The organism is Novosphingobium sp. ST904 (genome assembly GCF_001298105.1).
Classification (GTDB): Bacteria; Pseudomonadota; Alphaproteobacteria; order Sphingomonadales; family Sphingomonadaceae; genus Novosphingobium.
Genome location: NZ_LGJH01000164.1, coordinates 37458 through 49767, shown reverse-complemented (window position 1 = coordinate 49767; position 12310 = coordinate 37458). Strand labels below are relative to the sequence as shown.

Below are 12310 nucleotides of genomic sequence, written 5' to 3'. Positions count from 1 at the left end.
TTCGCGAAGCTTACTTCGCCGAAGCAATATCCTTCTTGGAGAGCGAGGTCGTGAGCTTGCCGTCAACGTTGGCGAGGCTCGAAGCCGGAACGGTCACGAGGCGGCCGTTGAGGATCACCTGCGGATTGCCGTCGGCAGCAACGCGGTAGATCGGGGCCAGGCGATAGCCATTGGCGGCATAGAGCATCTTGCCGGCGGTCAGGTCGACCGGAGCGGCAGCTTCCTCGGTAACGGCGCGGACCGATTGGGTGGTCTCCGCGAAAGCAGCCGGAACGATGGCGAAAGAGGCAACCGAGGCAGCAGCGGCAAGGGCAACGAACTTCTTCATGAGGTATCTCCGGAATTCTGTCGTTCTGTTGAGGTCCTCTCAACTTACTAACCTAGGTTAGGAGTTGCTGTACAAAGAGTCAATTGCGTTTTGCGCATGCAGCAGAGGATTTTTCGCAACCATCGCTCCGGCGCGGAATGCGGGGTGCAGGCATGCTTCGCAGTGCAGCATGGGGTCATCGCACCGGCGTACCGAGGCGGCGGCGCGCGGCATGATCGTGGGCACGATGGCGCGCGGGTTGCCAGTCTCCGGCTTTGCGCTCAAATCGGAACCAGCCTCGGCGGGGCGCGGTTTCCTGCCTTACGAGACCGAAAATACAGATCAGATCACAAGAGAAAAACGGGGACAGGCAGCAGATGTCGACAAAGGTCATGCAGGGGGTTCGCGTCCTCGAAGTAGCGCAGTTCACCTTCACGCCGGCTGCCGGCGCGATCCTCGCCGACTGGGGCGCGGACGTCATCAAGATCGAACATCCGGTGCGCGGCGACACCCAGCGCGGTTTTCTCAACATGGGCGGCGTGCAGCTCGATCCCCTTCGCCACACGCTGTTCGAACACCCCAATCGCGGCAAGCGCAGCGTCGGCATCGACCTTTCCACCACGGAAGGTCAGGAACTGCTCTACGAACTCGCCAAGCAGTGCGACGTGTTCCTCACCAACTACCTGCCGCAAGTGCGCCAGAAGAACCGCTTCGACATCAAGCACATCCGCGCGGCCAACCCGAAGATCATCTACGCCCGCGGCAGCGCCTGGGGCGACAAGGGCCCCGAACGCGAAAAGGGCGGTTTTGACGGCACGGCCTTCTGGTCGCGCAGCGGCATCGCCGACTGCATGACGCCGCCCGAATTGCCCGGCCCGCTTTCGCAAGGCATGCCTGCCTTTGGCGACTCCATCGGCGGCATGTTCATTGCCGGCGGCATTTCCGCCGCGCTGTTCCACCGGGAAAAGACGGGCGAAGCTGCGGAACTGGACGTCTCTCTGATGAGCACCGCGGCATGGGCCTCGGGCGCCAACATCGCGCAGGCCGTCGAAACCGGCGTCATCACCCGGAACTCGATGCCCAGCTCCGGCGGCAGCGCCAAGAACCCCTTCATGGGCAACTTCTGGACCTCCGATGGACGCACGATCAACTTGTGCATGGTCAGCCCGACCGGCCTGATCCGCGATACCTTCGAACACATCGGCCGCCCCGAAGCGGCAGATGACCCCCGCTTCCAGGATGTGCTCAGCCTGATCGAGAATTCGAAGGCCGCCAGCGAGATCCTCATCGAAGCTTTCGCCAGCAAGCCCTTCGCCTACTGGCGTGAACATCTCAAGACGCTGAAGGGCCAGTGGGCGCCGATCCTCAACCTGCTCGAACTCGCAGGCGACGAACAGGCGCTCGCCAATGACCTGCTGGTCGAAGTCGAGGCTGCTGACGGCGGCGAGCCGCTCAAGCTGGTGCGCGGCCCGGTGCAGTGGAACGGCGAGGCGCTGGAGACGACGCGTTCTCCGCAGGCCTCCGAACATACCGAAATCGTGCTCATGGAAATGGGCGTGGAGTGGGACAAGATCGAGGAGCTCAAGGCCAGAGGCGCGATCGCCTGATCGCCCCTCGCCCCGCCTCCAAGCATACAAAGACAAGGAACTGCGACAATGAAGCCTGGAACCCGTCTGAAAAGCGCCGCCTGCGACACCGAGGTCATGGTGATCCGCTGCGCCGACGGTACGATCGAATGCGGCGGCGCCCCGATGGGCGAGGCAAAGCCTGCCGAACCCGCCCCGCTCGCCGCCGATTTCTCCGCCGGCACCCTGATGGGCAAACGCTACGTCGACAGTGACGGCAAGTACGAACTGCTCTGCGTGAAGCCCGGCAAGGGATCGCTCTCGGTCGATGGCGTGGCCCTGGTCGTCAAGGACGCCAAGCCGCTGCCGGCCTCCGACTGACCCCGGCCAGCCTCCCGCAAGCGCTTCAAGGCACGAACGACCAGATGAACATCGCTCTCCTTCTCGAAATGGCGGCAGAAGCCGCGCCCGACCGCGTCGGCCTCGTCTGCGAGGGCAAGCGCTGGACTTATGGCGACCTGCTCGCCGCGGCCCGGGGCGCCTTCGAACTGATCCGGCAAAGCGAGGCCGAATACGTCGCCCTGCTCGACGAAAGCAGCGAAGCGGCGGTGATCGCGGTGTTCGGCGCAGCCCTCGCGGGCGTGCCCTATTGCCCCCTCAACTACCGCCTGCCCGACGCCGACCTCGCCGCCCTGCTCGGCCGCATCTCCCCCGCGCTCGTCATCGGCGATGAAGAGCGCATCACCCGTCTCGGCGGCGACCAGCAGCATATCGTGCTGTCACGCGAAGAGTTCGCGCTCAAGGCGCAGGAAACCGTTCCTGCCGACGATGCACGCGAATACGATCCCGGCGCCGACGAAGCGGGAAGCGGCGTGGCGATCCAGCTCTTCACCAGCGGTACGACTGCGGCGCCCAAGGCGGCGATCCTGCGCCACTCCAACCTGCTGGGCTACATCCTGGGGACCATCGAGTTCGGCTCCGCGGACGAAGCGGATGCCGCACTGGTCGTGGTGCCGCCTTACCATATCGCGGGCATCTCCGCCCTGCTCTCGTCGATCTATGCGCTGCGCACGATCGTCATGCTCCCCGCCTTCTCGCCCGAAGGCTGGCTGGAACTGGTCGCCAGCGAACGCGTATCCAATGCCTTCGTCGTGCCGACCATGCTCTCGCGCATCATCGAAGCCATGGAGCGCGCGGAAAAATCCGACGTATCCAGCCTGCGCGCAGTCGCCTATGGCGGTGGCAAGATGCCCATCGAAGTCATCCGCAAGGCTCTGGACCTGTTCCCCACGGCGGGCTTCACCAATGCCTATGGCCTTACCGAGACCAGTTCGACGGTCGCCCTGCTCGGCCCGGACGACCATCGGGAAGCGCTGGCTTCGCAGGATCCGAAAGTTCGCGCCCGGCTGACCTCGCTCGGCAAGCCGATCCCGACGGTGGAGATCGAGATCCGGGGTGAAAGCGGCGAAGTTCTTCCCGCCGGCGAACCGGGCGAGATCTACGTGCGCGGCGAACAGGTTTCGGGCGAATACAAGGAAAAGAGCGCGCTCGATGCGCAGGGCTGGTTCCCCACCCGCGACGCCGGCTACATGGACGAGGACGGCTACCTGTTCCTCTCCGGCCGCGCGGACGACGTGATCGTGCGCGGCGGCGAGAACATGTCGCCCGGCGAAATCGAGGACGTGCTGCTGACGCATCCCGCCGTTGCGGATGCCTGCGCCTGCGCGATCCCCTCGATCGAATGGGGCGAGACTGTCGGCGTCGCCATCGTCACCCGCGATGGTCATACGGCGCCGGCCGAAGCGGAAATCAAGGACCTCGTCCGGGCCCGCCTGCGATCCTCGCGCGTGCCGGAGAAGATCGTGTTCGTCGCCGAGCTTCCCTATAACGAGATGGGCAAACTCCTGCGCCGCAAGGTGAAGGAAGTCCTTGCCGACTGACGCCGAAGCCGAAGGCCCCGCGATCCCACTGGCGCGATGGGCCGACCGGCAATTGGCGGCGCTTGCCCGCGATCATGGCCTGCCCCGTCTCGACGGCGCTACGCTGCTTGGCGAACGGGGCGCCAACGGCGGCTATCGCATTTCCGGCAAGGTATCGGCGGGTCTGGGCGGCAGCCGCCTGCTGCCCACGCGCGACGGCGGCTGGTTCGCGCTCACCCTGATCCGCGAAATCGACCGTGAACTGCTGCCCGCGCTGTTCGGCAATGCCGACCTGGCAGTAGAGGACAGCGATGCGATCGCCGCAAACGTGGCGCGGCATGATTGCGCGGATCTTGTCGAACGAGGCCGGTTACTGGGCCTGCCTGTCGCCAGCGCGGACGAGATTCCTGCCTCCGCCCCGATCGAGGTTCTCGAACTCGGGCCGCACCGCAGCCGCGCTGCCGGGCATCGTCCGCTGGTGGTCGATCTCTCCGCCATCTGGGCCGGGCCGCTCGCCGGACATCTGCTCTGGCAGGCAGGGATGGAAGTGGTGAAAGTCGAAAGCCGCACCCGCCCCGACCTCATCCGGCGCGACGATCCGGCAACCTTCGATCTCATCAACCAGGGCAAGGCAAGCGTACTCGTCGATTTTGGCTGCAGCGCCGAAAAGGCCCGGCTGATCGACCTGATCCGCCGCGCCGATATCGTGATCGAAAGCGCCCGGCCGCGCGCGCTCCTGCAACTCGGTATCGATGCGAATGCGCTCGTGCGCGAAGTGCCGGGGCTGGTCTGGCTCTCCGTCACCGGCCACGGAGCGCGGGGGGAACCTGCCAACTGGGTCGGCATCGGCAACGACTGCGGGGTGGCCGGCGGCCTCGCGCGCGCCATGGCCGAAGTCACCGGGGAAATCGGGTATGTCGGCGATGCCATTGCCGATCCCCTCACCGGGGTGACTGCCGCGCGTGAAGCCATGCGCGCACTGGAGGAAGGGCAGGCGCGTCGCATCGGCCTGTCGATGAGCGCGATCGTCGCCATGGCCCTTGCGGAAGAACAGGCGCACGATCCCGCGATGCTCGAATCCGAACTCCACGCCTGGGGAACCGGTATCGGACGCCCGTTTCCGGCATGCCCGCGAAGGCCTTTGACCGCCCCGGTCCATTCCCTCGGTGCCGATACCGCAAGGATCCTGCGCGAGACGGTGCGATGCTGATCCGCGATGCCGAAATCCAAGGCGAAGGCCGCGCCGACCTGCGGATCGACGGCCACCTCGTCACCGCCATCGGAACGCTGGAGCCGCGCGCCGGCGAACCTGTCATCAAGGCTCATGGCGGCGCACTGCTGCCGGGCCTCCACGATCACCACATCCACCTTGCGGCATTGGCGGTGCGGGATGCATCGGTGCCTTGCGGCCCGCCCGAAATCACGGATATCGGGGGGCTTTCCGCCGCACTTTCGCAGCCCGGACAAGGCTGGCTGCGCGGTATCAATTTTTGCGAGAGCATAGTCGGCGGCACTCTTCCGGATGCGCGTATGCTTGACCGGATGGTTCCTGACCGTCCCGTCCGGCTGCAACATCGCACCGGACGGATGTGGTTCCTCAACAGCGCCGCGCTTGCCGAACTGCTGGACCGCGCCGCTCCGCCTCCGGGGCTTGAGCGAGAGCATGGCCGCTTTACCGGCCGGCTGTTCGATGAGGACCGCTGGCTACAGGATACCCTGGGAAGCACCCCGCCCGATTTCGCGGCCATCAGCGCCCGGCTTGCAGCATTCGGCGTGACCGGGCTCACCGACATGTCTCCCGGCAACGATCCCGGGATGGCGCGGCATTTCGGCCAAGAGGTCGCCGCCGGGAAACTCAAGCAAAACACCGTGCTTGCCGGAGCGCTCTCGCTGGCGGGCGCTGCGCAGGAAGGGTGGCGGCTGGGACCAGCCAAGCTTCATCTCCACGAATCCGCGCTTCCCGATTTCGACGAAACCTGCCGCTGGATTTCGCAGGCCCATGCCCAGGGACGAGCGGTCGCCGTTCACTGCGTGACGGAAGTGGAACTCGTCTTCACGCTCGCACTTCTGGAGGCGAGCGGCAGTCTTGGCGGCGACCGTGTGGAACATGCCTCGATCGTTTCTCCCGATCTCGCGGCAAGCATGGCGGACCTCGGGCTTCATGCCTGCGTGCAGCCGCAATTCGTCCATGAGCGCGGCGATCGTTATCTTGCGCAAGTCGAGCCGCGGCACCACCCGGACCTCTATCGCCTGCGCAGCCTGCGCGATGCGGGAATTGTCCTCGCCGGAGGAAGCGACGGACCTTACGGCAGCGTCGATCCATGGGCCGCGATGAAGGCCGCCGTGCGCCGCCTCACCCGTTCCGGGACGCCCTTCACCCCTGACGAGGCGCTGACCGCCGAGCAGGCACTGGCGCTCTATCTGGCCGATCCGCTGGATCTTTCCCGCCGCCGCCGCATTGCCGTTGGCGAACCGGCCGATCTCTGCCTGCTCGCACGCCCCTGGCATGAAGCGCGCGAGCGGCTGGACAGCCAGGACGTGCGGATCACCGTGGCTTCAGGACGGGTCATCCACCAGCGCGTCGACCAGCCCCCAGTCGAGCGCTTCGCGCGCACTGAGACGGCGACCGCTTAGCACCATCAGCAAAGTCCGCTGGCGCCCGATACGGCGGCTCATGGAAACGCATCCGCCTGCTCCCGGCAGGATGCCCATCGCCAGTTCCGGCAGCTGAAACCAGGAACGGCGCGTGGCGACGATGCGTGCGGCGAAAGCGGCCAGTTCCAGCCCGGCCCCTACGCAGGCGCCGTCGATATGGACTTCCATCCGATTTCTGCAATGCACCGCCTCCCGCGCCGGCAGCGTCATGCTGCGGATCGCGTGAGCCATGGCGGGATCGGTGGTCGTTCCGAATTCCGAAAGTTCCGCGCCGAGACTGAACGCCTTGCCCACGGCGCGCAGGACCACTTTCGCGATCGTGGAATCGGCATTGGCGAGCGCGAACGCCTCGTGAAGTGCATCCCGCATCGTTCGGTCGATGGCATTGCCGGCCTCGGCACGATCCAGCGTGATCGTCAGCACATCGTCATCGCGCGACAGTTGCACCCCGCCTTCGCGAGGAACAACTTCGGCGCGGGGTCTACGGGATACCCACAGCCGATGCGCGTCGCTTCCCTGCAGCGCCGCGTAAGCGAGCGATTCGGCCGCCAGCGCATCCTCGTCGGGCAAGTGCGGCACAAGGCGCAGCAACTGCGTGACGATTCGGGCGGCAAGCGGCTGCGCGGCGATCGATCGCGCGATCGCGCCGGCATCGAAACGCGGTTCAATCAAAGTGTCGAGTCGCGCAGCCAGGGCATGGTCCCGCGAACCGATGCCGATCACCGGCACGGGCGGGAGTCTCACGTCTGAAACATCATCCGTTTCCGACCCAAGATCGACAAAGACGAACGGACGGTCCCGCACCTCCCCGATCATAGGCAAATCACTGATTGGAATGGATATATCTTGAGACATCATGCGAGAAATTCAGAATTTCCACGGCTCGTTGGGCTTCGGTCATGCATGGACCCGCGCGGGCTATGGCCAGCCCGCCGCACAAAAATTACGCCTGAACGCAGGGTTTCGTCCAAAAATGCGCAGATTTCCAAGGTTCCCGCATTTCCCGTGCGAGTGATCCTCCATCGCGTGTGCGAAGCCTATTGAAGCATCACCAGCTTGATGATAACCAAGCTTAGCAAAAAACGAGTCAGGCTCAGTTTTATAGAGACCGACTCGCGGAGAGAAGTGAGTTCACAGCAACCACACCTGAGGGAGGAGAGACCTCATGCCTGGAAAGACGACGTCATCGAACAAGGCGAAGATCGCCCGCCGCGTCATCGAAGTGCTCGAATATTTCGACGATGCCCACCGCGAAGCTACCGTCATGGATATCGTGCGGCGCTACAACCGCCCGCAATCGAGCACTTCCGAATTGCTTTCTAGCCTTGTCGAACTGGGACTTCTTCACAAGGACCCCTATTCGCGCGCTTACAGCCTCACGCCCCGCGCCGCGCTGATCGGCACTTCGGGACAGCCCGAACTCGTACGTGACGGCCGCATCGTTCGCCTGATGGACCGACTGGTGGCACAGACCGGCCTCTCGGTCGCCCTCACCTCGATGGTCGGCCTTGACGCCCAGATCGTCAACTGGCGCCATGGTCCGCGCGCACTTGCCGCAACCCGCGAACTGGCGGGCGGCCTCAAGGAACCGCTGGCCCGCAACGCCGCCGGCATGCTCATGCTTTCGACGATCACCCGCCAGCGCTGCGAAGGCATGGTGCGCCGCCTCAACGCCGAAGCGGACGAACAGTCCAAGTTCCAGTTCTCCGACATGATGGCCCGCATCGATGCCTGCCGCGATCCGCGCTACCTGTTCGGCGTTGCCGGCTTCGGCAGCGGCGCGGAAGCCCTTTCCGGGCTGGTCCCGCGTCAACCCGAAGGGCACCCGCTGGTCATCAGCCTGATCTACGGCAAGGACGACAGAGTGAACCCGGAGGCCCTGCTGCAATCGCTGAGCGATGCCATGCGCCACTGCCTGCCCGATCCCGCTGTCGCCGCCGAACCGGAACAGCTTCCGCACGCCGCATGATGCGCGCCTGATCGGGTCGCACCATCAGAACCGAAGGCCCCGCAAGTTCGCTTGCGGGGCCTTTTTCTCATGCCGATTGCAATGCCTGCCCTGCGGGCTTCAGGCCTTCTGCATCCTTGCACTGCGGCCCGTATCCTCGTGGCGCGTGAACATCTTCATGATGTCGCCCGAGGTGACGGGGCGGGTCTCGTCCGCATCGACAGGACGCTCGCCCGCGGAAGACTTAGGACGGGTATCGACACCGGCCGCCTTCGCCTTTTCGCGCAGCGCGCCCACGGTCAGTTCCTCACGCGTGAAGTGTTCGAAGGGATCGAAACGGAACCAGCGCATGGCGTTTCCATGCGTGATCTTGTCGATCTGCGTCTCGGTCAGGTGGTTGATCGAGGGCCACAGGTTTTCCGGCACTTCCGGCCAAAGCGTATCGGAATGCGGATAATCGCATTCGTAGGCGATATTGTCCTCGCCGATGAAGCGGATGTTCTGGAGACCGAATGCATCGTCGATAAAGCAGTTCAGGAAGTGACGCCGGAACATCTCGCTCGGCTTCATCTTCTGGAACCGGGAATTGGTCCAGGCCTTGTGCCGCCAGTTCGAGAAATCCGCCCGTTCGGTGAAATAGGGCACCCAGCCGATCGAGCCCTCCGAAAGGGCAATTCGCAAGTCCGGATATTCGTGCAGCGCCTCAAGCTGGAGCCAGTCGGACGCGGCGTAGGCGATCGACATCGGCATGGTGGAAATCCACGCCTCGATCGGCGTTTCCATCGAGGCATGCGGTGCCGGATTTCCGCCGCCGATATGGAGGCAGATCGTCATGTCGAGATCGTTGATCGCCTTGTAGAACGGATCCCAATAGGCATTGTGGATGCTCGGCAAGCCCTGGCAGGTCGGGTTTTCGCTGATCGAGACGGTATGGCAGCCCTTGTCGGACACCCGCTTCATTTCGGCCAGGGTCGCATCCATGTCCCATGTCGGCAGGATCGCACAGGGGATGAAACGCCCCGGATAGGCGCCGCACCACTCGTCGATATGCCAATCGTTGTAGGCGCTCATGTGCACCCTGGCGAGATCGCGGTCCGCCACCCGGTGAAGGCGCCGCCGGCAAAGTCGAACACGCTGCCGAAATTGAGCGATGCGGCAACGCCGTTGACGTCCATGTCCTTCACGCGCTCATGCACGTCATAGCAACCGGCGCGCAGCTGATCGAGCGAGGTCGGCTCCATGCCGTATTCCTCGAACGGGCGGCCGACCACGGCATTGAGCCCCACGGACGGGAATTTCTGCCCCTGATAGACCCAGAGATCCTTGCCATTCTCATCCTGGACCAGCTTCGGAGCGCTTTCCAGCGCAGCACCCGACAGGTGGTTGCGAAACATGTCCGGCGGCTCGCTGATGTGATCGTCAACGCTGATCAGCACCATGTCGTTCATCTGCATTTCAGCACTCCCGTCCTGATTGCCGGACCGGATCGGTTCCGGCGGGCGCATCTTCACGGCGCCTTGAGCATGGAGCGTATGCTTCCCCCTTCCCACCGGCCAGCGTGATCGCAGCGCGTCCGGATGAGGCCGCCAGCTATCGCGCGTGCGATTGCGTAGCCGCACCGATTGAATGCAGCCGCGAGGTATGATGAGGACCGGGAAACACCAAAAACGAAAAGCCCCGGGGAAAGCCTGAAATGAACTTCGACCTCACCGACGAACAGGGCATGATGCGCGAAACCTTCGCGCGCTTCCTCGACGAGAACTCCAGCGCCGCCCATGTGCGCAAGGCACAGGAAACGCACGGCTTCGACGCCGCGATGTGGGCCGGCCTCGCCGAACTCGGCGCGTTCGCCATGCGCGTTCCCGAAGAAGCGGACGGCATGGGCCTTGGCCTGTTCGATGCCGGCCTGCTGATGGAGGAAGCCGGTCGCACGCTCGCCTCCGGCCCGCTCGCGGAAGCCCTGGTGGCAACCCGCCTGCTCGGCCTGCTGGGCGGCCAGGATGACTTGCTTGCAAGCGCAGTCGGCGGCGAAACGGTCGTGACCATCGCCATGCAGGATATCGCGCAGTTCCCCATACAGTGGGTTGCGGGTGGTCTCGTTGCCGGCGCGGTGGTCGCCCGCAAGGGGAACGACGTCGTTCTCGTCACCGTGCCAGACGAAGCACGGATCGCCGAACCCAGTCTCGCTTCCACGGCGATCGCCGAACTCGACCTTTCGGCTCTGCCCGCAGCGGTGCTGGGCAGCGGCGAGGACGCCCTGGCGCTCTTCGCCGCCGGCCTTGAGGAATGGAAACTGCTGATGGCGCTGGCACTGTCAGGCCTCAGCCGCGCCGCGCTGACGATGGCTGCGGAATATGCGGGAGAACGCAAGGCGTTCGGCGTGTTCATCGGCACCTTCCAGGCGCTGTCTCACCCGATGGCCGATCTCATCTGCGAGATCGATTCCGCCAAGTTCCTGGCGTGGAAGGCCATGCGCTCGATCGCCGACGGCGAAGCCGCAGCCGGCGCGCAGATATCGCTGGCCGCATGGTATGCGGCAGGCGCGGCCGGACGCACCGTGCGCCATGCCGTACAGACCTTCGGCGGCATCGGCCTCACCACCGAACACGACGTCCACCTCTACAACTTGCGCGCCAAGGCCTGGCCGCTCGTTGCGGGCGACCCCGAGGAATGGCTGGCCGAAGCCGGGCGCCGTCTCTACGCAGGCGAAGCGGCCAGCCTGCCCGACGTGGGCGATGTGCCGGTCGAATTCGACCTGGGCGAGGATGCCCGCGCAATCCAGCAGGAAATCCGCGAATTCTTCGCCAAGAACGTCACCGATGACCAGCGCGAGAAGTTCCACTTCTCATGGGAAGGCCACAATCCCGTCATCCACAAGCAGTTGGTGGAGGCCAACCTCGCCTACCTGCAACTGCCCAAGGATATCGGCGGGCGCGGCCTCAGCCCTTATGCGGTTACTGCTGCGCGCGATGCCTTCGAGGAAGAGCATTGGAACAATCCGGTCGCCAATGTCGCGCAGATGGTGGCGCTCATCATGTACCGCTTCGGTACCGACGAACTGAAGCGCGACGTGCTGACCAAGGTCATGGCCGGCGAGGCGATCTGCTCGCTCGGCTATTCGGAGCCCGGCTGCGGATCGGACGTGTTCGCCGCGCAGTGCAAGGCGACCCAGCTTGACGACGGTTCCTGGCGGATCGACGGCACCAAGATGTGGACCAGCGGCGCCAACCTCACCGACTATGTCCTGATGCTGTGCCGCACCGATCCCGATGCGCCCAAGCACAAGGGCCTGACGATGTTCATCGTGCCGCTGAAGGCCGAGGGTGTCACCGTTCAGGGTGTCCACACCTTCATGGACGAACGTACCAACATCACCTTCTACGACAACGTCCGCATTCCCGACACCTGGCGCCTGGGCGGCATCAATGCCGGCGGCCGGACCATGGCGGCCAGCCTCGAACTCGAACACGGCGGCGGTTTCGCCAAGGTGCAACGGGCGATGCTCGAAAACGCTGTCGAACTCTGCAAGGAAATTCCCGTGGCCGGCGGCGGCAAGCTGATCGAGACCGCCAAGGCGCAGAGCAGGCTGGCACGCACTTACGCGAATGTGCTGGCCTCGGAACTGATCGCCTACCGCGCGAACTGGACGCAGGTGCACGGCAAGGGCAACGGCGCTTATGGCCCGATGGCGAAGATGTTCTCGTCCGAACTGTTCATCACCGACTCGCGCGACCTGCTCGACCTGACGGCGCCCTATTCGCTGTCCAAGCGCAAGGGGGCCGCCAACGCGCTCAACCTCGCCTATCGCCACGCGCACGGGACGACCATTTACGGCGGCACCAGCCAGGTGCACCGTTCCATGATCGCGGAAAAAAGGCCTCGGCCTGCCGCGCTCGCGTAACTAAGGCGCGGAATC

Annotated in this window: 11 protein-coding genes; 7 read left to right on the top strand and 4 right to left on the bottom strand. The window is 64.6% G+C overall.

Going from position 1 to position 12310, the window contains the following annotated elements; genetic code table 11:
• Positions 1–10: 10 nt before the first annotated feature.
• On the bottom strand, positions 11–328 hold the full coding sequence (locus tag ADT71_RS25600) for a hypothetical protein (protein ID WP_054441479.1): 318 nt from the start codon (positions 326–328) through the stop codon (positions 11–13).
• Between the two features lie 356 nt (positions 329–684).
• Between ADT71_RS25600 and ADT71_RS25595 the strand changes: the two genes are divergently transcribed.
• The 5 genes from ADT71_RS25595 to ADT71_RS25575 are packed head-to-tail and all read left to right on the top strand — an operon-like array spanning position 685 to position 6425.
• Entirely contained in the window at positions 685–1914 is a 1230-nt protein-coding gene (locus ADT71_RS25595; RefSeq protein WP_132468737.1) for a CaiB/BaiF CoA-transferase family protein, read from the top strand.
• Between the two features lie 48 nt (positions 1915–1962).
• Complete coding sequence (locus ADT71_RS25590; RefSeq protein ID WP_054441477.1) at positions 1963–2253, top strand: hypothetical protein; 291 nt, start codon at positions 1963–1965, stop codon at positions 2251–2253.
• Positions 2254–2297: 44 nt separating this feature from the next.
• Positions 2298–3812 (top strand): class I adenylate-forming enzyme family protein, encoded by a 1515-nt coding sequence (locus ADT71_RS25585; RefSeq protein WP_054441475.1) that lies wholly within the window; start codon positions 2298–2300, stop codon positions 3810–3812.
• Complete coding sequence (locus ADT71_RS25580) at positions 3802–5001, top strand: CoA transferase (protein WP_054441473.1); 1200 nt, start codon at positions 3802–3804, stop codon at positions 4999–5001. The genes ADT71_RS25585 and ADT71_RS25580 overlap by 11 nt, the downstream gene beginning before the upstream one ends.
• Positions 4995–6425: an amidohydrolase family protein gene (locus tag ADT71_RS25575; RefSeq protein ID WP_054441471.1), complete on the top strand. Its 1431-nt coding sequence runs from the start codon at positions 4995–4997 to the stop codon at positions 6423–6425. Before ADT71_RS25580 ends, ADT71_RS25575 begins: the two co-directional genes overlap by 7 nt.
• Here ADT71_RS25575 and ADT71_RS25570 read toward each other — a convergent pair.
• A complete protein-coding gene (locus ADT71_RS25570) occupies positions 6348–7190 on the bottom strand; it encodes an enoyl-CoA hydratase/isomerase family protein (protein WP_231636195.1) in 843 nt (280 codons plus the stop codon). The genes ADT71_RS25575 and ADT71_RS25570 overlap by 78 nt on opposite strands.
• 421 nt (positions 7191–7611) lie before the next feature.
• On the opposite strand from ADT71_RS25570, the gene ADT71_RS25565 reads away from it, so the two are divergent.
• Positions 7612–8415, top strand: a complete 804-nt coding sequence (locus ADT71_RS25565; RefSeq protein WP_054441468.1) for a helix-turn-helix domain-containing protein — start codon at positions 7612–7614, stop codon at positions 8413–8415.
• A gap of 99 nt (positions 8416–8514) precedes the next feature.
• Here ADT71_RS25565 and ADT71_RS25560 read toward each other — a convergent pair whose 3' ends face one another.
• Positions 8515–9465 carry an amidohydrolase family protein gene (locus ADT71_RS25560; RefSeq protein WP_231636194.1) on the bottom strand — a complete coding sequence of 317 codons (951 nt, stop codon included), beginning with the start codon at positions 9463–9465 and terminating at the stop codon, positions 8515–8517.
• Positions 9462–9848, bottom strand: coding sequence for a hypothetical protein (locus tag ADT71_RS34505; protein WP_231636193.1), 387 nt, complete (start codon positions 9846–9848; stop codon positions 9462–9464). Before ADT71_RS34505 ends, ADT71_RS25560 begins: the two co-directional genes overlap by 4 nt.
• A gap of 239 nt (positions 9849–10087) precedes the next feature.
• Between ADT71_RS34505 and ADT71_RS25555 the strand changes: the two genes are divergently transcribed.
• Positions 10088–12295 carry an acyl-CoA dehydrogenase family protein gene (locus ADT71_RS25555; protein WP_054441466.1) on the top strand — a complete coding sequence of 736 codons (2208 nt, stop codon included), beginning with the start codon at positions 10088–10090 and terminating at the stop codon, positions 12293–12295.
• Positions 12296–12310 lie beyond the last annotated feature (15 nt).